Here is a 24,978-nt window from a genome sequence, read left to right as displayed (position 1 = left end):
TTCACCTTAGTTTTAATGTACTCAAAGCTAACAACGCTAACAAAAAGGACAATATCCAAAATCTTACAATAATTTTGGGTTCAGACCACCCTTTCAACTCAAAATGATGATGAATTGGCGCCATTCTAAAAAGCCTTTTACCATTTGTTGCTTTAAAAAAGCCTACTTGTAAAATTACAGACAATGTCTCTAAAACAAACACACCACCAACAATTGCCAACACAATTTCTTGTTTTACTATTATTGAAATAGTTCCTAATGCAGAACCTATGGATAAGCTACCAACATCTCCCATAAAAACTGAAGCAGGAAAGGCATTAAACCATAGAAAACCAAGACCAGCACCAACCATACTGCCACAAAATATTGAGAGCTCACCAGAACCTGAAACATAAGGTATATGCAAATAATTAGCAAATTTGATATGACCAGCAAGATAAGCAAAAAGTATAAAAGTACCAAAAGAGATCACAGAAGGCATTATAGCAAGGCCATCAAGCCCATCCGTTAAGTTTACTGCATTAGAAGTACCTACTATAATAAATACAGCAAACAAAATATAAAAATAAGACAGATCAAAAATCCAGTTCTTGAAAAATGGGAAGAACAATTTTGTAGCAATATTAGCTCTATCCACCCAAATAATTAATAGGGCTGTTGTTATGGCTACAATAACTTGTGATATAAATTTTCTTCTTGCTGATAAACCTTCAGGATTCTTCTTAACAGTTTTTATATAATCATCGTATAACCCTATCAATGCAGTAAAAATATATCCATATAAAACTATCCATATATAGCTGTTTCTTAAATCAGCCCATAATAGAGTTGATACAGTACTGCTAATAATTATCAAAATCCCTCCCATAGTAGGGGTTCCTTCTTTTTCTTTATGTCTTTCAGGCTCATACCCTTTTACTTTCTGTGAAATCTGCATCTTTTTTAATCTTTTTATTATTTTTGGCCCTAAAATAACTGCAATTATAAATGAAGTAATCAGCGCATAGATAGTACGGAAAGTAATGTATTTGAAAACATTGAAAATTATAAAATGTTCACTCAAAGGATAAAAAATATTATATAACATTTTTACCTCTGCTTTTATTTGTTAAATAATCAACAATCTCTTCAAATTTTTTACTTCTTGATGCTTTTACTAAAAAGCAACCAGAGTTTAATTGTTCGAGAAATTTATATAATTTTTGTTTGTTTTTAAAAAATCTTATATTCTTTTCATCTTGATATTTTTCAAAATAGTCACCACAAAAAAGAACATTCACATCTTTTAAAGTTTTTGAAAAAGTTATTAATTTAGAATATATTTCATCTTCAAAACCTTCAATTTCAGCAATTTCTCCAATTATTGCAAACTTTTTCTTGCCACTACACTCGAGTTTATCTAGGCTTTCTAACGCAGCAGTAATCGAATCATAACTTGCATTGTATGTATCATCTATAACAATATTTTTATCATTTTGATAAATTAAACCTCTCTTCTCTTCAGGTTGAAATTCCTGTAATGCTTCATATATAAACTCATATTCAACCCCTTCATTTAAGGCTATCCCAATTGCAATAGAAGCATTTAAAATAAAATGCTTAAAAATATGGTTTATTTTAAAAACATAACTTTTATTATTAAACTTAATACAAAACTCATATCCTTTTTCAATATCTCTTACAAAATCTATTTTTAAATCAGCATCATCTCCATAACCAACAATAAATAATTTTTTATCTTTTAATATTTCATCATTTATAAAACGAAAATCTTCTTCATTAATCCACAACTCCTTTACAGAATCAACTTCAGCAATACTAAACTTCTCTTTAGCAATCTCCTCTACTGAACCAAATCTACCAATATGAGAAGTGGCTATTTTTGTAACTACGGCTACTTCAGGTTTTAAATACTCACTATATTTTTTTATCTCACCCTTACTATTAGTGCCAATTTCAAAAAATACATAATCAACCTCATCCGGAATATTGGCACATGAAATGGCTATACCAAGCTCATTATTGTAATTTTTATAACTCATTGATGATTGATATTGTTTTGTAAATATTTCGTACAACATCTTTTTGGTAGTTGTTTTACCTACACTCCCTGTGATTACTACTCTTTTAGCTAGACTTTTTTGTAGCTTCCATTTTCCAAACGATTTAATAGCATCAAAGCTGTTTTCGACAAGGATCTTGTTAATTGATGCTTTGTTATAAAAATAAGGGTTATCAAAAATTGTGATCAGAGCTCCTCTTTCGTATGCTTCTTTATAAAATGAATTACCATCAACATTTTCACCTTTCATCGCAAGAAAGATATCGCCCTTAGATACATCTTTACTGTTTAAAACAACATTATTGTATTCAACAACAGATGGAGCTATAAAATCCAACAAATTGTTAAATGCTTCCTTAATATTCAATGTTTTCATATTTTCCCAAAAAACCTCAATACCTCTTCTTTATCATCAAAATGATATTTGATCCCTTTTATCAACTGATAATCCTCATGCCCTTTACCTGCTATCAATACAATATCACCCTCTAAAGCATTGCCTAATGCAATTTCTATTGCTCTTCTCCTATCAACCTCGACAATTACTTTAGAATTATCATCAAAGCCTTTTAAAATATCATTAATGATACTTTGGGGATCCTCATTCCTTGGATTATCACTTGTAACAACAACTAAATCTGAATATTCTTCAGCAACCTTTGCCATCCTTGGCCTTTTAGTCTTATCTCTATCTCCACCACATCCAAATAAAGTAATAATTCTTCTTTTTTTAAAAGGTAATAAACTTTGCAAAACATTTTTTAATGCATCATCTGTATGGGCATAATCAATAAAAACATAAATATTATTATGAACAATTTTATCTAACCTGCCTGGCACATTTTCAAAGCTTACAATGGCTTTCTTAATCTGTTCCAAATCAATCCCATATTTGTAAGCAACTAAAATTGATGCCATTAAGTTGTAAATGTTATGCTTTCCAACAAGCTTAGTCTCAACTTCTAATTCCCTGCCATCGAGCTCAAAAAGCACAAAGCTTTTCTCTAATCCTTTATCATAACTTTTAACAAATATATTAGCGTTGTTACTATTAAATGAATAAGTTAAGCAGTTATTTTTATTTTCTAAACTTTCTCTTAGTTTTTCCCCATAACTATCATCAATATTTATAATAGCATAGCCATTTAAATACTCATGAAAAAGCCTGCTTTTTGCTTTGAAATAATCATCAATACTTTCATGATAATCAAGATGATCACCACTTAAATTTGTATATACTGCATAATCGTAAGTTAGACCAAAAACTCTACTCTGATCCAGTGCATGCGAAGATACTTCCATCACTACATTACTACACCCTTTATTTTTTGCTTTTGAAATCATCTTATATAGATCGTAAGGTGATGGAGTAGTAGTTGGGGCAGGATATATTTCATCGTCTATTTTGTAGTTAATTGTTCCCAATCTTGCTGTTTTTATATTTGCAAAAGACAAGATATGATCGATTAGATAACATGTGGTTGTTTTCCCATTTGTTCCTGTAATACCAATGAGTTTTGGGGTATAACCATTTAAAAATAAATTTTTGCATATTAAAGCAAGCGCTTTTCTTCCATCTTTAACTACTACAGTTTGAAAATCATAACTTTTCTCTGTAATAATGACTTTTATGCGAGAATCATTTTTTAGTCTTTCTATATCATTATGCGTATCATAATTTACACCTTTATTACAAACAAAGATGGAATCCTCTTTAATATCTCTTGTATCAAAAGAAATATCATTAATTTCAATTTCTAACAAATTTTTATCTTTGCAAAAATAGTCTAACCCTTTAAGCAGATCTTTTACTTTCATCACTCACCCTATATATTTTCAAACCCTGCCTGAAATAAATCATCACTTGTTCTGCAATTTTTCTAAAAGTAATTGCTGCTGTTGAGCCACCGTATATACTTGATTTTGGGCTATCGTAGACAACAATCATAGCATATTGAGGGTTATCAGCAGGGAAATAACCTGCAAAACTAGCTACATAATTTTTTGAAGAGTACCTTTTTAAAGAAAAATCAAATTTTTGAGCTGTTCCTGTTTTCCCAGCTATAGCTACAAAGTCAGATTTAGCGTTTTGACCTGTCCCTTTTTCAACAACTAAAGTTAACAATTTTTGAATCTTCTTAGCCACTAAAGGGTTAATCAACTGTTCCTTTTTTTGTTTTGGTATTATAAGATTATTATTGTAAACAATCTCTTTTATATATGTTGGTGTAACAAATGTGCCACCATTTGCAATTCCTGAATAAAACCTCAGCATTTGTATAGGTGTCACATACAGCTCTTGCCCAATAGATAAAGAGTATTTAGATAGCTTAGACCATTCTTTGGTTGGTCTTAACAAACCTGCTTCTTCACTACCGCCTACTACATTTGAAGGGTTGCCAAAACCTACCTTTCTTAAAAACTTATAAAATCTATCATTATTAGCATCATCTATAAGCTTTACTGTACCGACATTGCTTGAGTAAACTAAAACCTCAGCTACACTTAACTTCTTATATTTATGAACATCATTAAAAGTGTTGCCATAAACTCTGTAAGCACCATTTTCACAATTTATTGTTTTATCTAAATCAATTTTCTTTTCAGTAAAAAGATAAGCAAATGTCACAGGTTTAAATATTGATCCTGGCTCAAAGGTAAAGTGTGTAACTGGATTCTTCCATAACTGCTTATTAAATTTTTTAAAATTATTGGGATCAAAAGATGGAACAGATAGTGAAATTAATATCTCACCTGTTTTTATATCCATTAACGCTACAATCCCCTTATTTGCTCTAAATTTTTCCAAATCCTCCTTAAGTATAGCTTCCGCAATTTTTTGAAGTTTAGAATCAATAGTAATTTTTATTAAATTTCCGTTTTTTAAATTTAAAATACTATTTTTATGAGTTATAAGCTTACCTCTACTATCTTTCAAAACTGTATAGATTATATCCTCTCCAGCAAGCTTCTTTTCATAATACGCTTCTATACCATACAAACCTTGATTATCTACTCCAGTAAATCCCAATATATGAGCCAAACTATCGATATATGGGTAAAATCTTTTTTTATTAATTATATAATCAATATTTTCCGAAACTTTACTAACCTTTTCAGCAAATTCCACATCTACATTTCTAATGAGCCATTTAAATCCACCAGAAATATTTTTTTTGTAAATGTTATATTTTCTCAATTTCTTTATCACTTCTTTCTCTTTTGATTTATCCAAACCATAGACAAATAGTGATGCTTTATTATTATCCTTTGCTATTAAAACTCCATTTCTATCATATATACTTGCTCTTTCTGATTTTATTTTAACCTCATCAATTGACTGGCTTTTAGAAAGTTTTAAATAATATTGATGTTTATACACCTGCAAATACCCAAGCCTTAATACAATTGTAATAAACAAGCAAAATATAACAAATGATATAAAACCAATTTTCCCTCTTTCACTTAACATAAAAAACCTTCTCTGGTTCAGCTAACTTAAGACCAAAATTTTTTGAGTAATCAATCAATCTATCTGTTCTTGTAAAGTATGATATTTCTTCTTCATATTTTTCCACCAAGACCTCTTTCTTAAAGTGTATTTTTCTCAAATCTTCAATTTTATAACCCAATTGAATAGTTTTCACTTTAACTATAACGATAGAAAAAACTAAAGATACAAAAATAACAAAAATTAAAAATGTTCTTAAAAAGCCAAACTCCACATTTTTTAAAGCAACAGCAATAAGTTTACTCATAACCTTTTACCAACCCTCATTTTCGCACTTCTACTTAATGGATTTTCACTTATTTCTTCCTTAGAAGGGACAACTGGCTTTTTCGTTAGAATTTTAAACTCCTTTACTTTATCACATCTACATACAGGGTATTCAGGTGGACAAACACAATCTTTTTCATAAAATTGTAAATACTCTTTCACCAATCTATCTTCTAAAGAGTGAAAGGATATAAAAGCTACAACCCCTCCCTTTTTAATTATTGATGGTATTTTTTTTAGTAAAGATTCTATACTCTCAAGTTCATTATTTATGAATATTCTTAATGCCATAAAGACCTTTGTAGCTGGATGAATACCTGGTTTATGATATCTTTCTGGTATAGCTTTCTTTACGATATCAGCCAATTCTAAAGTAGTTGTTATTCTTTTATTTAATCTTGATTTTGCTATTGCTTCTGCAACTCTATCAGCAAATCTTTCTTCCCCAAACTTTTTAAAAATATTTTTTAAAGTTTCTACAGAATATTCATTGACAATTTTTTCCGCAGTTAGCTCAATTTCCTTATCCATTCGCATATCAAGGGGTCCATTTTTCCTAAAAGAAAATCCCCTTTGACTATCCTGTAAATGAAAGTTTGATATTCCAAAATCAGCATACAACCCATCTACTTTATCGATACCTAAACTTGTTATTACTTTATCTACATCTGCAAAATTACTTTTACAAACTTCAACATTGGAAAAACCATCAAACTTCTTTTTTAATCTTTTAACGGCATCTTCATCTCTATCTATAATAATAAGCTTTTCAGGCTTTATTTCCCTTAAAATCCCTTCTGCATGTCCACCACCACCGCCAGTACAATCTACAATTATCCCATTTTCTATCCCTTTAAAAAAATTTATTAACTCTTTATACAAAACAGGTTTATGCATTTTATAAAGTTATTTCTGGGTAAATATCGGTTATCTCTTCCATAAGAGTTCCCATATCAGCATTTTCAATTTCAGTTTCCCACACATCTTTTGGCCATATTTCAATTTTATTCATCATCCCGACTATCACACACTCACCATTTAACCCCACTGCATTTCTTAAATGAGGTGGAATAATAATTCTTCCTACTCTATCCACCACACAATCTTCTGCTGTAGAAAAAAGTTTCCTCATTAATTTTGCAGCATCTTTATTTTTAGGTGGATTTTCTTCAAATTTTGCCTCAACTTTTTCCCATTCTTTCAATGGATAAGCAGCTAAGTATTTACCAAGATTTACTAAAACAAGAGATTCATCCTGATATTTTGTTTTTAATACATCTCTAAACTTCGCAGGAATACTAATTCGACCAGATTCATTAATAGTATGAACTGATTTACCTTTAAAACTACTAGAAGCTCTCATACCAATTTATACCATTTTATACCATTTCATAACAAATAATACACGATTCACACCATAAGTGTCAAGGAAATTTACTAAAAAATTTTTATCTAAATGTTGAAATAACTCTTTCAGAATCTAATCAGTAAAATATATTTTAAATCAATCAGTTACAAAAAGATAAATTTTGTCACAAATTAATTTTGATTTGTAAAAAATTATGGTATAATAATTTCATGAAAAAGTTTTTTATTATATTTTGCTTCTTAATTTCATTTACATTATTTGGGCAATGCAAAGAAATAAAAATATTCTTTGCTGAATATGAACCGTTCATCTTTATAGATAGCAGAGGAGAAATACGAGGTTTTGATTATGATATATTAAAAAGGTTTTGCGATAAGTATCATTTTAAGTGTAACTTTATCCAAACCACTTTTACAGGGCTTTTAAATGCTGTCAAAAATGGTCTGTGTGATATCGCAGCAGGATCTATTTATATAACAGAGGAAAGAAAGCAGTATGGGCTTTTCACCATACCTTATTTAAACAGTGGCATTGTTGTAGTTGTCCCTTATAATAAAGAATATTCATTAAATGATCTGTTTGCTTTAAAAGTAGGTGTTAAAAAGAATGCAACTGGGCATAGATATATTCAAAATCAAATTTCAAAATATAAAAATTTAGAAGTTAAACTATTTGATAGCACATTAGATTCCTTTAAAGCATTAGAATATGGATATATAGACTGGTTAATAAATGATTATTACAACTCATTAAATCTTATATACACAAACTTTAGAGGTCAATTTAAGATTTTATCTATCAAAAAAAAACCTCTTTTTTTAGAAAAATCTAATATAGCTTTTTACTTACCTAAAAAAGATGTAACTTTATTAAAACTTTTAAACGAACACATTATCACTTTGAAAAAAAACAATGAACTAAATGAGCTTGTCAATAAATGGTTTTACATAACAAAACCAATCTCTTTAAATGATTATATTAGCTTCATTATCATTTTCACCGTTTTGATTGTATCACTTATATTCTTTATAGTTATCTTTTACTTAGCTTTCAAATCTAACAAAAAATTAAAATCGTACAATTCATTTTTAACAGCTGTCATAAATTTGCCATCTTATGTTGTTTTTATCACTGATAAAAATGGAAACATTGTCTTTTGGAATAAAGGGGCAGAATTAATAATTGGTTTAGAAAAGCCGAAGACAATAAACGAAATAATGGGATTTTCCGAAAAAATACAAGATATCTGTTTTGACAAACGCTCACCTCTGGAAAATTATATAGTCAGAATAAACACCTCTAAAGGGGTTAAAACTATTTTATTTGATATTTATCCTATTAGTGGGATATCTTCACAATTTGCCTTTTTTGGTCAAGACTTAACCGAGCTACTTGATAGTATAAATTACAAAATCTTATATGAAAATCTTTTTTATACAATTATTGAAAACTCCCCAAATGGTGTAATTCTAATTGACGAAGAAATGGTCTTTCTAAATAAAAAATCTAAAGAAATTTTTAATATTGAACAATCAAATATCTATATTTACGAACTAAAAAACGAAAATATTATAAATTACTTAAATAAATTCAAAGAAATTAATACAGAAGAATATATTTTTTATGACATTACGGATATAAAAGAGGACTTCATTTTTGATATCTATTTAAAAAAAATTACGACATCTGATAAGACCTATTATCTTCTAATCCTTATTGATAACACAGAAAAAATTAAGCAACAAAAATTAATTCAAGAAATTCAAAGAGATGAAATAATATCCAATTTAGTTACTAGTGTGGTTCACGATATTAACAATATTTTGAGTGTAATAACAAATTACTCAACACTGCTTAAATTTGACAAAAATATAGGGGATCAAAATAAAGAAATCGTTGATAAAATTTTGAAAATAACTGAAGAATCATCAAATTATCTTAAGTCATTATTAAACTTATCAAATATAGGAGATGAAACAAAACTTGTTTTTATTGACAACTTTTTAAAATCAAAAGAAAACTTTTTTAGGCAGATATTAGGTACCGAAATAAAATTTGATTTAATCATTGAAGGAAAAGGTGTAACTCTTAATCTAAATGATAACAAATTGACTCAAACACTATTGAATTTATTGCTTAATTCAAAGGATGCAATAGAATCTGCAAAAATACAAAATGGGCAAGTAACCTTGAGAAAAACAGTCAAAGAAAATAACTTGATTATTGAAGTTACAGACAATGGAACAGGGATACCTGAACATTTAAAAAATAAAATATTTAACCCCTTCTTTACAACAAAAAAAGAGAAAGGAACTGGGATTGGATTATACGCAGCCAAAATTTTTATTGAAGAATTAGGAGGAAAAATTGAAGTAGAATCTGAAAAAGGGTTGTTTACTAAATTTAGGATAATAATTCCATTAACTAAAACTTAGATAAAAAAGCCTTAATTACTTGCATTATTTCATAAACATCATCTTTGATCTGTATCAGATCCAAATCTTCAGGAGAGATAAACCCCTCAGTAAGCATTTTATCCTTTATCCAATTTATTAACCCACTCCAATAATCACTATCTACGAGTATTAAAGGGAAAGGCAATATCTTCCTTGTTTGAATTAATGTTAAAGCTTCAAAGAATTCATCCATCGTGCCAAAACCACCAGGAAAAATAACAAAAGCACTGGCATACTTTACAAGCATAACTTTTCTAACAAAAAAATAATTAAATGTAATAACTTTATTTGCATAAGGGTTCGGCTTCTGCTCAAAGGGCAATTCAATGTTAATTCCAATAGATCTCCCTCCAGCTTCAGCTGCACCTCTATTAGCAGCCTCCATTATACCTGGACCGCCACCAGTTATTACAGTGATCCCTTCTCCAGCAAGCAAACTACCTAGCTCTCTTGCCCTTCGATAATCTCTATGCCCCTCTTTAACCCTTGCTGAGCCAAAAACACTCACAGCAGGCTCAACACCTGATAAATGCTCAAACCCCTCAACAAACTCTGATAAAATTTTAAAAATACGCCAGGTGTCACCTACTTTTATCTCATCAATAAGATACTGTCTGCTTTGAATATTATTGTTTTTCATACCACACCAGTTTTAATTATAATACTTCTTGATTTTCTCTTTTTTATTAACTTTATTAATTTCACTTTTTAGAATCTCTTGTGTTTTCTTCAATCTTTCCAGCAAAGCATTATTTTTATCATTAATCTCAATTAATATATTTTTAGACTCTTCATCCATATAATTCATATTGTTTGTAATCTGGAGAAGCTGAGCAAGAAAATTTTGATACATTTGCAATTTTATGTAAAAATCGTCATTTATATCCATATCTAATAACTCATTTAAAAATCTTAAAAGATTTTCCGCAACTATCAAAAAATTATTTTTAGACATAAAAATACTGTATAGAATTTTTTAAAATTATCAAGAGGAAATAAGGGGACAATTACTTCATTCAAAGGGGTAAAACTTTAATACCTTATCCGCATTTGCATTATCATGTGCCAACAACGCTTTCTTGCTATCTTTTGTAAACAGGTTTTGCAATCCGTCCAATATCTCCTTGGCTTGCTCTTCACTTTTAACTTCAATATTTGCAGCCAACCAATTTTCATTCTTGATTTTAACGATATCAACTAGATTGGACTTCAAAACAGACTTTGATTCACCTTTTTTCTCAGTAGAAATTATACCCCTTTTACGCCCCAGCTCTTCAATTTTTTGTTTAAAATTAATTATGTTACTATCAAAATTAATAGTCATACTTATCCTGATATATTAATTTTTTTCTGCACTACCTCATCATTACCCTTAATATCAACCTTCTCTTCTTTATCCACAATTTGCTTCCAACCTTCCCTCAAAATCATCATTATCTTAATCACCGACTCGATCTTACTTTTATCCTTGTCTTTATTTGCCATGATAAGTTGATATACCATAAAATCATAAAGTTTGAGCAGATTTTCAGCAATCTCACCACCAGCTTCCATATTTAAAGTTGACATTAACTCATAAATAATATTTTCAGCTTTTACTATATTTAAATGCGCTTCAGGAATATTTTTATCATCAATATATTTACATGCCAATTTCATATACTTAATAGCTCCATCATAAAGCAATAAAACCAGCTTCCCTTTTGTAGCACCCTCAATCTCATTTTTTAAATATGTTTTAATAGGATTTTTCATAATACCCCCTTATACACTCTGTTTTGCTAATAGTTGGGCTATATAATTACCTTGCTCTTGTAAATCTGCAATTATCTGTTCCATATAAGAAAATTTTTGCCACAACCTGTTCAAGTATGACTCTACATAAGTCTCTTTAGCATCGATTTGTTTTGACAAATTGTATAACTCTCTGTCAATGGAACCAAAAGGTCTTATTTTTAAATCAATAATACCATTAGTTGATACAAACTGGTTAATAATTGACTCATACCTTCTTGCCCAACCATCAACATCACCTTTTGTAGCAAATAATTCATAAACATCATCTGGATTATTTTGCAAAGCTTCAATAAAAGTGCTGTTCTCTTCAAGTTTTTTCTTAATTGTTGAATAATCAGAACTATCTACCAATAAATAACCTTTCTTTTCAATTTCAATATTACCATCACCTGCGATATCGATACCGATATCAAACAATGAATCGTATTTACCGCTTAACCCAGAAATATTACTTAAGAGGTTGGATCTTAAAGTTTGTTTTAAGCTTCTCAATTCAGAACTTTTTCTTATAATTTCATAAGTATTAAATTTTTTCCAGTTGTCTTCGTATTGCTTCACCTCCTCTTCAGTCATATTAGACTTTTCATCATCTGTTAAAGCATCTAAATATTTTTTATCCTCATCATCAAGCTCAGGTGGATTTAGTTTCTCCACCAAAGCATTATAATGACTGATAAATGTAGCCACTGCGTCCACAGCCTTTTCAGTATCAACAGAAACATTTAAAGTTACTGTTTCGGTAGAAGAATTTAAAATGTTTAAAGTTACACCAGGAATGATATCATCTATTTTATTACTTTTTCTAATATAATCTATCCCATCAACATTTATTGAAGCATATTCCCCTTCATAACCCATCGATTTTTCAGTTTGAGTATCATCGGTAAGATTTAAAACTTCTAATAAATTACTAGTGTCATTTACTGAGCCAAAGGTTATTTTATCCACATCATTCGATTTAACAAAAACTTTATCTGATGTTGAATCATAACTTAAAGTTACCCCAGCTCCAGAATTATTTATTTTGTAAATAACATCATTCAAACTGTCATTTGTTGCATCAACATATATGGAAACCCCATTGATTGTAATTATTCCTGAAGTAACTGTATCATTTAAGCCAGCACTGTTAAGTTTTTCTGTTGGATCTATACTACCGCTGGTTGAACCTTGAGAAATTGTTGCACCTTCTGCAACAGATAACCTTAAGACAGTCAAAGCATTACTCGTATCAGAGGTATCTCCCAAAGAAATTGTACTTGCCCCATCTTCATTGGATTCAAGTACAATTCTATCATTTGTGTCATCATAATAAGCTGTCACACCAGCACCAGATCCATTAATTTTTGCAAGCAAATCGTTTACAGAAAGACTGGTATAATCATCTATTGTAATCTGAACCCCATTAATAGTAAAAGTTCCATTTATATTTGAATCTACTGTATTTAAAAAACCTGCATTTTGTAAACCAACCACCGAGGTATCTAAGCCAGAGCCAGAGCTAACTGTATTTCCTAATACTTTTGTTTTTGTTGCATAACTAGTATTTAATGTCGCATCTTGAACTATTTTTAAAGACCCTTCAGATAAAGTTCCAGAATCAGAACTAAATGTAACTCCATCAATCAAGCCAGCATTACTATCGTTTATTTTAGTAAATAAAGAGGCCAAATCACTTGAAGCAAAATAGTTATCTATATATTTTGAATTTGATTTTGTAGTTGTGTTCAATCCAAGACCTGCACTATCAGAACTAATTAAAAGAGATTTTTCATCAACTTTTAACTTATATACAGATAAAGACCAATTTGAACCATCATATTCTGCCTTTACTGAAACATATTGTATATTAGTGCTATTTTCAATTACATTAATTTTGTTGTTCAAATCATCTTGTATATTCTTTGCCACACTATTTAAACTTTCACCAGCTAAAGCATTTATAGAAATACTAATACTGTTACCATCATAATCAAAGGATATATTACCAGATTTATTTACAGATAAATTACCTACACTATCTACATCTGTTATATTTGAACCAGATAATTTTGTGACATAAGGTTGATTTAATAGCTCTATTCTATCATGAACAATATAAATAATGCTGTTTTGATAAACTTCAATATTATGTAACCCTTCTATTTGTTCATTAGGTCTACCAGAAATAGATGTAATGCCTGCACCGCTTTCAATAAGTTTTGCATGAGTAAAATTACTAAACCAGTATGCATTTTGTGCTACAGAATTAATCTTTATTGTATGAGTGCCAACAGAAGCTTCACTTGAAGCAGTCGCAGATAATAACGAAGTATTGGATGAAGAAGCTTTCATATTTTTGAATGTTGCTTGAAGTTTTAATGATAATAAATCGGTTTTTAAGTTAACCAAATCTGTGCTAATCTCTTGATAAACATTTTTTTCTAATGTTTTTAAATCATATTTTGCTTTTAAGTTATCTATAGGGATTCTTGCCTGCTTTACCAGTGTATCAACTATACCATTTGTATCTAAACCACTCATTATGCCGCCAATCCTTAGCGCATCCATAGATCCAACCTCCATGTCTTGATTTATCTATCGACATAATGTATAAAATCTTTAGAACTTTTTTCGGAGGAAAAGATGAAAAGATTATCTCTAATTTTGATACTCACGATATTTTTAACAACATTCCTGTATTCTATGTCTGATGAGGATATTTTTTATACAAAATGTACAAACTGTCACGGAACAGAGATTATTTTTAAAAAGAAATTAAATAAAAAAGGTTGGAAAAAATTATAAAAAAGATGAACAGCTATGGAGCAGGCGTAAAAAGCTCAGAAAGGGATGCAATAATAAGATTCCTATTAAAAAACAAGCAATAAAAATAATATGAATTATACTTCAGCGTTTAGTATTGATTTACTGTTCACAATAATCTAATTAGTTTGATTTAGCGAACAAAGGAGGTATAAAGTGGGCTTAAAAGATTTTCTTTTTGATAAGATAAAAAAAGTAAAAACAATTGGAGCCAAAAAAGATATAAAAGAAAATGTCTGGTTAAAATGTCCTGAATGTGGAGAAATAAACTATAAGAAAGAAATTGAAAGAAATTTTCATACCTGCCCTAACTGTGACTACCACTTCAGAATAAGTGCAATGGACAAAATCAAGCTAATAATTGATGAAGGATCTTTTGTTGAAATAGATAAAAATTTAATATCAAAAGATCCATTAAAATTTAAGGATACAAAAAAGTATCCAGATAGACTTAAAGCGGCTATTAAAAAGACTGGTTTAAATGAAGCTTTTATTAGTGGAATTGCTACTATAAACAAGAAAAGTGTACATATTGGTGCTATGGAGTTTAATTTTTTGGGCGGTTCAATGGGAAGTGTTGTTGGTGAAAAGATAACAAGACTTATAGAGTCTGCTATAATAAATAAAACACATGTCATTACCATAAGCTGTTCTGGTGGAGCAAGGATGCAAGAGAGTATATTATCACTAATGCAAATGGCAAAAACTTCTGCAGCTTTAAAAAAATTAGAAAAAGCTGGACTTGCTCATATATCTATTTTAACTGACCCTACCACAGGTGGTGTAACAGCAAGTTATGCAATGCTTGGTGATGTTATCATTGCTGAACCCAAAGCTTTGATAGGCTTTGCTGGGCCAAGAGTAATAGAACAAACTATCAGGCAAAAACTTCCTGAAGGTTTTCAAAGATCAGAGTTTTTACTTGAACATGGAATGATTGATATGGTATTACATAGAAAAGATTGGAAAAACACAATATCAAAATTACTGGAGTATTTTGGCTGATTACAGAATTTGAAAAATTTTTTTCAAATACTTCAGAATACAAATCTATCGATTTAACACTTGATAGAATAAATTCTGCACTAAAAAGTGTAAATTTTCAAGAATCAAAACTTGGCAAAATTATTCACATTGCTGGCACAAATGGAAAAGGTACTACTGCATATATCTTATATCAAATTTTAAAAAACAATGGATACAAAGTAGCTTTATACACTTCCCCTCATTTAAATTGTATTACAGAAAGAATCTTTTATAATGGAACCCAAATAAAGTTTTATACTTTTAATGAACTTTTCAAAAAATATCAGCATATCATATCTTACTATAACCTGACTTACTTTGAAGCAATTACTCTTTTAGCCTTTAAATATTTTGAATCTCTACATCCAGATTTCTCAGTTATCGAAACAGGGATGGGTGGGAAATACGATGCTACAAATATCTTGGATAACAAAATCCCTGTAATTACCACTATATCAATAGATCATGAACAATATCTTGGAAAAACATTAAAAGAGATTGCAGATGAAAAAATTGCTATAATTAAAAATAACCCATTATTGTTTTTAGGATATAACAACTCAACCATATTAAATTACATAAAAAATTATAATAAAGATTTACAAATAATCACACCTTCTCAATCTCTTTTTGAATATGTAAAAAGTTTTTACCCGACCCCTTATTTCAGAAATGTTGCCCTTGCTTTAACAATTTCTGACTATTTAAATATGAATGTAAATATTGAAAATCTTAAATTACCTAAATGTAGATTTGAAAAGCATAAAAATTTTATTTTTGATGGTGCTCATAATTTTAATGGAATTGCAGAATTGTTAAAAAATTTTAAAGAATGTTTCAAAAAGCCTACTATATTATATTCATGCACTAAAGATAGAGATGTCAATAAAATATTATCATACATATTAATGAAAAATTTTGTTGTGATTGCCACTGAAATGAATAATGACCGCAGTATTAAAATTGAAGATATAAAAATTGAGAATGATAATCTTTTCAAAATTAAAGATATTAAAGAAGCGTTTTCAAAAGCTGTTGAGATATCAAAAAATAATGATATACTTGTTTGCGGTTCTTTATACTTTTGTCAGGAGATCAAAGAAATTGCTAAAGAAGTTTAATTTAGCATTTATATTAATTTTGTTTCTTTTAATAAATAACGGTTTCACAAAAGATCAAATCATCCTTGAAGCCAAATCAGTAACAAATGAAAATCAAAATAAGACCGTAGCTTCAGGGGATGTAATACTGCTATACAAAGATATTACATTAACAGCTAATAAAATAATTTACTACAAAGATCGAAATTTGGTTGAAGCATTCGACAACATAACTTTTACTGATTCAAACAATAATTATTTGACTGCTCAATATCTTAAAATATACCTCGACAATCAAACAGGAATTATAGAAAACGCAAAAGGTTTTTACGCTCCATATCATTATTTCTCTGCTAAAAAAATTAATAAAATCTCAGAAAAAAGTTTCATCTTAGAAGATACTAAACTTACTACTTGTGCTGGAGACAATCCTGACTGGTCTTTTTTTAGCAGAAATGCAAGGATAGACTATGGTGAATATTTTTACAGCAAATCGGCTTTTGCTAAAATTAAAAATGTATCTATTTTATATATCCCCTATTTTTTATGGCCTATAAAAGAAAAAAGGGAATCTGGTTTCTTAGTCCCCGATGTTGGTTTTAGTTCAAATAAAGGCTTTTTCTTAACACCTAAATATTTTTATAACATTGATGTGGATAAAGATCTAACAGTAGGTATAAACTACTTTTCTCAAAAAGGTTTTCAATACAATATGGAATTTCGATACAAACCTTCAATCAGTGAAAATATTTATCTATATGGAGATTATATAAAAGATAATGATGTCAAGTTTATTGATAAAGACAGATGGAGATTGTTTACCAATATTAATAAAGATTTATTGGATAAATTAAAATTAAAAATAAATATAGATTTCGTTAGCGATTTTGAGTATTTAAATGATTTCCAAGAATATTCTATAAACAAATATATTCAAGAAAATAATGATAATAAATTCAAAGCTGATGCGAGATTAATATATTTTTCAAAATACACAAATTTTTATACCATATTAAGAGATGATATGCAATTTTATGATATTACAGATGGGTATCAAAAAGAACAGATATACAGAACACCACAAATCATTTTTGAAAAAAATAACTTAAATTTAGGTCTTTTAAAACTTGATTATTATATCGATTTTAATAATATCCGTTTTACATCATATATAAAAACAGTAAATAATGATTATTATCAAAGTATTAAGAAGTATAATAGGGAACATATAAGATTAAAATTTTATAAACCACTAAACCTTAAAATAGCCACCTTCACCCCAATTTATACTCAATATTTTACAAGATGGCATAATTTTAATTTTAATTATAATTACTCTTTAGTAAATGATAGAGAAAACAGTATTTTAAGTTTTAAAAGTAATAGCGACGAAATAAAAAGAGCGATTTATAACATTACCTTGAAGTTAGAATTTAATGAAATATATAAAAATTATAAAAACTTTAAGCACTCCATTTTTAACAGTTTTGAATTCAGTCAAACACCTTACATAGATCAATCAGTAGCTCCATCACTAATTGAAGAAGATAGAATTGAAGAAGTCAATTACTATAAATATATACAAACAAATTACTTTAAAAGTAAGCGATGGAAATTAAAAATTGAGCTGAGTCAAGCGTATAATATGGTTAAAGATAGTCAAAGATTTGAACCTTTGACATATTTGATAGATTACTCATATAATAAATCAAAACATTTTGAGATAAATTTCAATAAAAAGGGAAATTATGATTACTATGATAAAGAATTAACTTACAGCAAAGACTTTTTGAAGTTAAAATTTAACACATTGTATATTTCCACAGAGTATATTTTTGACAAAAGCATTACTACCAGTGAAAACACTTCTTGGGATAATAAATTAGGTTTTACTAATGACAAAATAGATTTCTCAATATCTCTAAAAAAATCTGGGATTAATGAAAAATTCAATTATTTCAGCAGCTCTTTAAAAACTAATGAGTTTAACACTTCTTTAATTTATAAAAAGGATTGCTGGTCTATTGGACTTAAATATACTATAAAATCTATTACAGATATAAGCAGTTCAAATATAAGTGACAAGTATGAAAATATCGTATATATTTTTATCGGTTTAAGAGGATTAGGAGACACAACCAGGGAGATTTATAAAAAGTGAAAAACATATTAATCTCAGGTGCATTAGGTTATTTGGGGTGCAACTTAGCTGTGTTTCTCGCAAAGAATTTCCCAATGTATAACATTATTGCAGTTGATAACGAATCTGACGAAAAATACATAGACAACAAAAAAATTTTAGAAAATTATAGAAATATTAATTACATAAAGCATGACATCTCAGACCATCATTTTTTAACTAACATTTTAAGTGAACAAAAAAGTGTTTTTTCCAATTATTTAAATGGTAATATTGATATAATTTATGCATTCGCCTTTGACAGTAAGTTAAATATACTTAATAACAACTCATTTGATATATTGAATAATCTAAAAAACATTCTTGAAGTAGCTATACAATCAGTTAAATCATGGTTTGATATAGAATTTAATAATAAAAAAATAATTTATATAAGTTCTTATGATGTTTATGGAAATAATAAAAATATATTGTTTACTGAAAATGATTGCATTAACCCAGAATCTATCAGAGCAGGATTACATGCATCAAATGAATTGATACTAAAAACACTCAGTTTAAATTATGGACTTCCAATAATAATTTTTAGGATTCCTGAATACTTTGGCCCAAATTGTAAGCATAATAATATCCCAACATATATATTAAAAAAACTTATAAACAATGAAGAGATAACTTTATCTATCTCTTTAAAATCTGAGATAAATCTAATTTTTATAGAAGATTTAGTTTACGGTTTAGAAAATGGTATTAAGGTAAAAAATCGTTTTGATATATTTAATTTGGGTGGTTATAACATTTCGATAGAAAAATTTATTGAAATTGCAAAACAAATAATTTATGACAAATTTAAAATAAAATATGATAAAAACATTTGCAGTAACCATGACAAAAAGATATACTCTAACATATCATCTGACAAGGCTCTAAGAGAGCTAAACTGGAAAAACTATACAGAACTAGAGGATGCCATTGAAAAAACTGTTAGTTCTTATCTTAATAATATTTAGTTTTGCAGCTTCAAGTTTTAGTGCTACTTATGAAAGTATTGGTGAAGCAATAATTGAAAACAATAATCTAAAAGTTGCGGATAAGAATGCTTTAAACAACGCTTTGATATCTGCTATAAAAAAACATTTTGAATACATCACAGTTGATAAAAGTAAAATCCCTGAAATTACTTCTGACTTTATTAGATTCATAAAATCTTACAAAATATTAGATCGATATGTTAAAGAGTATACCGTTTATTATCACTTACTCGTTGATGTTGATGAAATTACGGTTGAAGATCTCCCGCTCTTCTTCAATACTCTAAAACAGTCTATTGTTTTTTACTCTTTTACTCCAATAGAAAATCTTAATGATGAAAATATTAACAAGACATTTGAAAAGTACGATTTGTCTTTAAAATATCAGGGAAATTTCCTTTTTAATCTTCCTGCAAATCCAACCTATGATGATATTTTAAATGAATTCACTAAAAATGATGCAAAATATCTATTAATTATTAACTTTAAACAGATAGAAGATGACAGCTTTAATGAAATCTGTAAAACTGAATTAAGTGTGGACACTTTTACTAAAAATCGTAAATTTAAAACAATAAAAATAATTTCTACCAAATCCAATAAAGCTGACTTAGATGAATGTTTAAAAGACTCTTATATCTCCTCATTAGATAGAGCATTAAAATACATAAAAAACAATTATATAAAGTTACCTACTTTTGAGAAAAATAATCAATTAATAACAATAACTTTTATAAATTTTAGAAATTTCACCCCTATACAAAATCTATTAGAAGAGTTAAGCAATAGAAGATATATCACAGAATATAAAGTAAAATCTTTTTCTATGGATGAAGCTATATTCGATGTCAACTCTGTCTTTAACACTGAAGATCTCATTGCAAAACTAAAACTCTTGAAAAACAGTAATAAGTACAATATTATAAATTTTGCAGAAGGGCAAATAGTTATCGACTTTCAAAATGATTGATAAAATATTAGAGCTGGTTAAACCAGCAAGAAAAATACTTATATTAACTCACAACAACCCAGATCCAGATACCATAGCAGCTGCAAACGGTTTAAAATACATCTTTTATACAGTGTATAAAAAAAGATGTACTATTGCCTATGATGGTCTTATTGGACGAGCAGAAAATAGAGAGTTAGTAAAAGAATGTAAAATAGATATGCATAAATCTAAAAAGTTAAATTTTGCCCGATACGATACTTTAATTTTAGTCGACTCACAACCTACAGCAGGGAATGTATATATACCTGATGGTTACTTCCCCCATATTGTTATTGACCATCACAATTTTAGAAAAGCAACTGCTAAAGCACAAATTTACGATATAAGAAATGATATTGGCTCTACATCCACAATCATTACAGAATATATTAAGACTTTGGGCTTAAATCCAGATAGATATGTTTCTACAGCATTATATTACGGAATAAAAACTGATACTATCGGTTCTGGAAGAAACAATTCTAAAGCTGATTTAGAAATGATGAGTTTTTTATTACCAAAAATCTCGCTGAAAAAACTATCCAAGATTGAGTCCCCTGAATTACCAAAATATTATTTTAAAAATTTAAAAAAGGCTATAGAAAACAGCGAAATAATTGATGATCTAATTTTTTGTAATCTATATGAGGTTAGAAATGCAGATCTAATCGCAGAGACATCGGACTTTCTACTTAGAATGAGAGATATTAAGTGGACTTTTGTAATAGGTTACATTGATGACATGTGTTATTTCTCATTAAGGTGCAAGTCATTAAGAAAAAAAGTGGGGCTTATTGCATTACAGATTGTAAGAGGCCTAGGCACTGGTGGCGGACATATGAAGTCCGCAGGTGGGCAAATCTCATTAAATAATAAAACCTATGAGGAAGTTGTGGATATTTTGAAAAAAAGGATATTAAAAAAATTAGGTTTTGATTTGAATAATACAGAGGTTAAAAATATTTGACAAAAATTATAACATAATTTATAATAATTCTAAACTAGGAGGTGTAAATATGAAAAAATATGTTTGTACTATATGTGGTTGGATTTATGATCCTGAAATAGGTGACCCAGATAACGGTGTTGAACCTGGCACAGCTTTTGAAGATATCCCTGAAGATTGGGTTTGCCCTGAATGTGGTGCAGGTAAAGACGCGTTTGAACCACAAGATTAATACAAAGGGGCAGCAAGCCCCTTTTTCTTTTTAAGGAGGCGGAAATGGGTGCAGTAAAAATTAAGGATAACATATATTGGGTTGGTGTATTTGATCCAGATTTAGAAATCTTTGATATCGTAATACCTACTGAGCATGGTACCACTTATAACAGTTATTTAGTAATAGGAGAAAAGAAAAAAGCTTTAATAGAAGCCAATAAGAAAAATTTTACAGATGAATATATAAAAACCATAGAAGAAGTATGCCCTATTTCAGAAATCGACTACATTATCTTAAATCATAATGAACCTGATCACTCAGGTACATTACCTGCGATAGTAGATAGAAATCCAAATATAGAAGTAGTCTATTCAAAAACTGCAAAATCATTTGTAGATAACATAATTAACAAAGAATACAAAGGAAGAGCAGTTACTGATGGAGACTCTATAGATCTAGGTGGTAAAACATTAACATTTTACCACACCCCATTCTTACACTGGCCAGACACAATGTTTACATACTTGGTGGAAGATCATATCCTTTTCCCATGTGATTTTCTTGGTGCTCATTATTGTGATTTTAATCTATTCAACGATAAATTAGAAAATAAAGAAGAAGCAAAAGCTGCTTTTAGATTCTATTACAGCATGATAATGAGACCATATAAAGAACACATATTAAAGGCATTCAAAAAAATAGAAGGTATTCAAATAGATATGGTTTGTCCATCTCATGGACCTATTTTAAGAGAGGATATTGATTACTATCTAAACTTTTACAAAGAACAGGCTAATAGATATTATATGAATAACCCATATACTCAAATTACAATAGTTTACGGAACTGCTTATGGTAACACTAAAATGCTTGCTGACAAAATAAAAGAAGGGATTGAAGAAACAAGTGTGAAAGTTAAAATGTTTGATGCTGCTGCAGATAATATGAATGAAATCATTGATGAAATAGAAATTTCTCATGGTTTATTAATTGGCTCCCCTACTCTAAATGCAAAAGCTGCTAAACCTATATTCAATCTTTTTGCAAATTTAGTAGTGTTAAATGTTGCAAATAGAAAAGCTGGAGCTTTTGGCTCATTTGGATGGAGCGGTGAAGGGATAAAAATGACTGAAGATATATTAAGAACTATGAGAATGAAACTCCCATTACCATCATTTAAGGTAAAAATGACCCCTTCACCTGAAGAGTTAGAACAGGCTAAAGAATGGGGAAGAGAATTTGCATTAAAAGTTTTAGAAGGAAATTAAGGCTATTGCATAGGCAATAGCCTCTTTTATTTTGAAAATACCTCTTTAATTTTATCCTCATCACCAGCTATTACGAGTTCATCACCACTTTTTAACTTTACAGAAGCATCCCTAATAAGCTTTGTCTCACCATCTCTAATCAAAATAATTGCAGTTATATTATACTTTTTCCTTAAATCTATTTCTTGCAGGCTTTTTTCATAAAATCTATCAGGCACCTTTACCGTAGCAATAGCTGTTTCATCCCCTAATTCAAAAAAATCTAAAATGTTGGGTCTGGCAATTTTTTCTGCCAATTTCATAGCAATCTCTTTTTCAGGCAAAATAACTTCATCAGCACCAATCTTTAGCAATATATCCTTTTGTATCTCTGTATTTGCCTTAGCAATAATATATTTTGCTCCTAATTTTTTAAGATAAGTGATACAAAGGATTAAACTTTCAAAATTACCACTTAACCCTAAAATAACTCTATCAAATTTATCAACCGATAACTCTTTTAAAGCATCCTCATTGGCAGCATCTGCTACAATCGCATCCGTTACTTCATCTTTTATCTGGTTTATAATTTTTGTATTTTTATCAACAGCTAATACATTCAACCCCTCTTTTGCTAATTTTACGGCAACTTGATAACCAAAAATTCCCAGTCCTATTACCAAGACATCTTTTGCCTTTTCAAACATAAATCACCCCAATACAACTTTTTCTTCAGGATATTGAATAAAGCTTTTCCTTTCTTTACCCAGCATAGCCATTATTAAAGCAGCTGGTCCAACCCTTCCTAAAAACATACATAAAATTATGACTATTTTACCAGCTAATGTTAGTTTTGTTGTTATACCCAATGTTAGCCCCACAGTACTTAAGGCAGAGGTGACTTCAAATAACATTTTTAAAAAACTAAAATCATATAAGTATAACAAAATCAATGTAGCTACTATATCAACAAATAAATATAGAAATATCAAAGCAAAAGCTCTTAATATAGTTTGATAAGGGATTTGTCTTTTGAAAATTATAATCCTATTTTCCCCTTTTAAAACTTTCGTTATTGATACAAGGGCAACAAAAAAGGTAGTTGTTTTTACACCTCCACCAGTGGAACCAGGAGAAGCACCAATAACCATCAAAATTATTATGAAAAACTTACTTATATTATGTAAGTTTGTCAAATCCACAGTATTAAAACCAGCTGTTCTTGCAGTAACAGACTGAAACAGACCATCTATTATCCCCATATCCTTTTCTAATAAGCTAAAAATAACAAAACCTGCTAAAATCAATATCGATGTTGCTAAAAGAACAACCTTTGTGTGAAGCTTAACCCTTTTTTTCTTATAAAAATTTTGCAAATCTAAAAAAACATAATACCCTAACCCACCTAAAATGATTAAAACCATCGTTGTTATTTTAATAATATTGTTAGTATTAACAAGACTGTTATCAAAAGTTGAAAAACCAGCATTACAAAATGCTGATATAGAATGAAATACTCCATAATACATTGAATCAAAAATATCAAACCCCTGCAATTTAAATCCTAAACTCAAAAAAATAGCTCCAAGAAACTCAATGATAAAAGTATATTTAATAATATAAACTAGTATGCTTTCAACTTCATGTAATGCAAAAATATCTGTCAACTTTGCTACCATTATCCTTTGATCTAATTCTAATTCACCCCGCAAAAAAATATAAAGTGAAGAACTCAAAGTCATTATACCAAGAGCACCCAATTGGATTAATAACAATATTATTGATTGACCAAATGGAGTAAAATTTGATGTATTTGTAACTATTAGTCCAGTTACACAAACTGCAGATGTCGAGGTAAACAGAGCATCAATATAGCTTAATTCCCCATTGTAAGCTGCTTTAAATTTTAAAAGAATAGAACCTATAAATATCAATATTAAAAATGTTAAAATAAAATATGTCCAGGGATTTAGCTTTATATTTTTCATGCGAGCATAATATTATTTTTCACATTAA

Annotated in this window: 24 protein-coding genes; 10 read left to right on the top strand and 14 right to left on the bottom strand. The window is 28.9% G+C overall.

Going from position 1 to position 24,978, the window contains the following annotated elements:
- Nucleotide 1: 1 nt before the first annotated feature.
- The 7 genes from mraY to mraZ are packed head-to-tail and all read right to left on the bottom strand — an operon-like array spanning nt 2 to nt 7,203.
- Nucleotides 2-1,087 carry a phospho-N-acetylmuramoyl-pentapeptide-transferase gene (gene mraY, locus OWM07_RS08785; RefSeq protein WP_423303335.1) on the bottom strand — a complete coding sequence of 362 codons (1,086 nt, stop codon included), beginning with the start codon at nt 1,085-1,087 and terminating at the stop codon, nt 2-4.
- On the bottom strand, nt 1,077-2,438 hold the full coding sequence (locus OWM07_RS08780) for a UDP-N-acetylmuramoyl-tripeptide--D-alanyl-D-alanine ligase (RefSeq protein WP_423303334.1): 1,362 nt from the start codon (nt 2,436-2,438) through the stop codon (nt 1,077-1,079). Before OWM07_RS08780 ends, mraY begins: the two co-directional genes overlap by 11 nt.
- Nucleotides 2,435-3,880 (bottom strand): UDP-N-acetylmuramoyl-L-alanyl-D-glutamate--2,6-diaminopimelate ligase, encoded by a 1,446-nt coding sequence (locus tag OWM07_RS08775; protein ID WP_423303333.1) that lies wholly within the window; start codon nt 3,878-3,880, stop codon nt 2,435-2,437. Before OWM07_RS08775 ends, OWM07_RS08780 begins: the two co-directional genes overlap by 4 nt.
- Nucleotides 3,858-5,534 (bottom strand): peptidoglycan D,D-transpeptidase FtsI family protein, encoded by a 1,677-nt coding sequence (locus tag OWM07_RS08770; protein ID WP_423303332.1) that lies wholly within the window; start codon nt 5,532-5,534, stop codon nt 3,858-3,860. Before OWM07_RS08770 ends, OWM07_RS08775 begins: the two co-directional genes overlap by 23 nt.
- Nucleotides 5,524-5,820 carry a hypothetical protein gene (locus tag OWM07_RS08765; protein WP_423303331.1) on the bottom strand — a complete coding sequence of 99 codons (297 nt, stop codon included), beginning with the start codon at nt 5,818-5,820 and terminating at the stop codon, nt 5,524-5,526. The genes OWM07_RS08770 and OWM07_RS08765 overlap by 11 nt, the downstream gene beginning before the upstream one ends.
- On the bottom strand, nt 5,817-6,737 hold the full coding sequence (rsmH, locus tag OWM07_RS08760) for a 16S rRNA (cytosine(1402)-N(4))-methyltransferase RsmH (protein WP_423303330.1): 921 nt from the start codon (nt 6,735-6,737) through the stop codon (nt 5,817-5,819). Before rsmH ends, OWM07_RS08765 begins: the two co-directional genes overlap by 4 nt.
- Before the next feature lies 1 nt (nt 6,738).
- Nucleotides 6,739-7,203: a division/cell wall cluster transcriptional repressor MraZ gene (mraZ, locus tag OWM07_RS08755; RefSeq protein ID WP_423303329.1), complete on the bottom strand. Its 465-nt coding sequence runs from the start codon at nt 7,201-7,203 to the stop codon at nt 6,739-6,741.
- A gap of 215 nt (nt 7,204-7,418) precedes the next feature.
- Between mraZ and OWM07_RS08750 the strand changes: the two genes are divergently transcribed.
- Nucleotides 7,419-9,644: a transporter substrate-binding domain-containing protein gene (locus OWM07_RS08750; RefSeq protein ID WP_423303328.1), complete on the top strand. Its 2,226-nt coding sequence runs from the start codon at nt 7,419-7,421 to the stop codon at nt 9,642-9,644.
- On the opposite strand, the gene OWM07_RS08745 is transcribed toward OWM07_RS08750, so the two are convergent.
- Genes OWM07_RS08745 through fliD form a run of 5 tightly spaced genes read right to left on the bottom strand, consistent with a single transcriptional unit; the run spans nt 9,634 to nt 14,012 of the window.
- On the bottom strand, nt 9,634-10,305 hold the full coding sequence (locus OWM07_RS08745; RefSeq protein WP_423303327.1) for an LOG family protein: 672 nt from the start codon (nt 10,303-10,305) through the stop codon (nt 9,634-9,636). The two genes, OWM07_RS08750 and OWM07_RS08745, sit on opposite strands and share 11 nt — an antisense overlap.
- Before the next feature lie 12 nt (nt 10,306-10,317).
- Nucleotides 10,318-10,620 (bottom strand): hypothetical protein, encoded by a 303-nt coding sequence (locus OWM07_RS08740; protein ID WP_423303326.1) that lies wholly within the window; start codon nt 10,618-10,620, stop codon nt 10,318-10,320.
- A gap of 57 nt (nt 10,621-10,677) precedes the next feature.
- Nucleotides 10,678-10,989: a hypothetical protein gene (locus OWM07_RS08735; protein WP_423303325.1), complete on the bottom strand. Its 312-nt coding sequence runs from the start codon at nt 10,987-10,989 to the stop codon at nt 10,678-10,680.
- Between the two features lie 2 nt (nt 10,990-10,991).
- A complete protein-coding gene (fliS, locus tag OWM07_RS08730; protein WP_423303323.1) occupies nt 10,992-11,420 on the bottom strand; it encodes a flagellar export chaperone FliS in 429 nt (142 codons plus the stop codon).
- A 9-nt stretch (nt 11,421-11,429) separates the two neighbouring features.
- A complete protein-coding gene (gene fliD / locus OWM07_RS08725; RefSeq protein ID WP_423303322.1) occupies nt 11,430-14,012 on the bottom strand; it encodes a flagellar filament capping protein FliD in 2,583 nt (860 codons plus the stop codon).
- A 75-nt stretch (nt 14,013-14,087) separates the two neighbouring features.
- On the opposite strand from fliD, the gene OWM07_RS08720 reads away from it, so the two are divergent.
- From OWM07_RS08720 to OWM07_RS08680, 9 genes are all read left to right on the top strand, one after another.
- Nucleotides 14,088-14,249, top strand: coding sequence for a hypothetical protein (locus tag OWM07_RS08720; protein WP_423303321.1), 162 nt, complete (start codon nt 14,088-14,090; stop codon nt 14,247-14,249).
- A gap of 174 nt (nt 14,250-14,423) precedes the next feature.
- Nucleotides 14,424-15,272, top strand: coding sequence for an acetyl-CoA carboxylase, carboxyltransferase subunit beta (gene accD / locus OWM07_RS08715; RefSeq protein ID WP_423303319.1), 849 nt, complete (start codon nt 14,424-14,426; stop codon nt 15,270-15,272).
- On the top strand, nt 15,230-16,414 hold the full coding sequence (locus tag OWM07_RS08710) for a bifunctional folylpolyglutamate synthase/dihydrofolate synthase (RefSeq protein WP_423303318.1): 1,185 nt from the start codon (nt 15,230-15,232) through the stop codon (nt 16,412-16,414). The genes accD and OWM07_RS08710 overlap by 43 nt, the downstream gene beginning before the upstream one ends.
- Nucleotides 16,398-18,554 carry an LPS-assembly protein LptD gene (locus OWM07_RS08705; protein WP_423303317.1) on the top strand — a complete coding sequence of 719 codons (2,157 nt, stop codon included), beginning with the start codon at nt 16,398-16,400 and terminating at the stop codon, nt 18,552-18,554. The genes OWM07_RS08710 and OWM07_RS08705 overlap by 17 nt, the downstream gene beginning before the upstream one ends.
- A complete protein-coding gene (locus tag OWM07_RS08700) occupies nt 18,551-19,543 on the top strand; it encodes an NAD-dependent epimerase/dehydratase family protein (RefSeq protein ID WP_423303316.1) in 993 nt (330 codons plus the stop codon). The genes OWM07_RS08705 and OWM07_RS08700 overlap by 4 nt, the downstream gene beginning before the upstream one ends.
- Nucleotides 19,506-20,534 carry a hypothetical protein gene (locus OWM07_RS08695; protein WP_423303314.1) on the top strand — a complete coding sequence of 343 codons (1,029 nt, stop codon included), beginning with the start codon at nt 19,506-19,508 and terminating at the stop codon, nt 20,532-20,534. The genes OWM07_RS08700 and OWM07_RS08695 overlap by 38 nt, the downstream gene beginning before the upstream one ends.
- Complete coding sequence (locus OWM07_RS08690) at nt 20,527-21,522, top strand: DHH family phosphoesterase (protein ID WP_423303313.1); 996 nt, start codon at nt 20,527-20,529, stop codon at nt 21,520-21,522. Before OWM07_RS08695 ends, OWM07_RS08690 begins: the two co-directional genes overlap by 8 nt.
- 49 nt (nt 21,523-21,571) lie before the next feature.
- Nucleotides 21,572-21,733: a rubredoxin gene (gene rd / locus OWM07_RS08685; RefSeq protein WP_423303312.1), complete on the top strand. Its 162-nt coding sequence runs from the start codon at nt 21,572-21,574 to the stop codon at nt 21,731-21,733.
- Nucleotides 21,734-21,777: 44 nt separating this feature from the next.
- Complete coding sequence (locus tag OWM07_RS08680) at nt 21,778-22,983, top strand: FprA family A-type flavoprotein (RefSeq protein ID WP_423303311.1); 1,206 nt, start codon at nt 21,778-21,780, stop codon at nt 22,981-22,983.
- 26 nt (nt 22,984-23,009) lie between these two features.
- Here OWM07_RS08680 and OWM07_RS08675 read toward each other — a convergent pair whose 3' ends face one another.
- Together OWM07_RS08675 and OWM07_RS08670 are read right to left on the bottom strand one after the other, a co-directional pair.
- Nucleotides 23,010-23,669, bottom strand: a complete 660-nt coding sequence (locus OWM07_RS08675) for a potassium channel family protein (protein ID WP_423303310.1) — start codon at nt 23,667-23,669, stop codon at nt 23,010-23,012.
- 3 nt (nt 23,670-23,672) lie between these two features.
- Nucleotides 23,673-24,950: a TrkH family potassium uptake protein gene (locus tag OWM07_RS08670; RefSeq protein WP_423303309.1), complete on the bottom strand. Its 1,278-nt coding sequence runs from the start codon at nt 24,948-24,950 to the stop codon at nt 23,673-23,675.
- Between the last annotated feature and the right edge of the window lie 28 nt (nt 24,951-24,978).

Source organism: Deferribacter thermophilus, from assembly GCF_049472675.1.
Taxonomy (GTDB): domain Bacteria; phylum Chrysiogenota; class Deferribacteres; order Deferribacterales; family Deferribacteraceae; genus Deferribacter; species Deferribacter thermophilus.
Note: the sequence above shows the minus strand (reverse complement) of the source record. Positions and strands in the feature narration are given on the sequence as shown.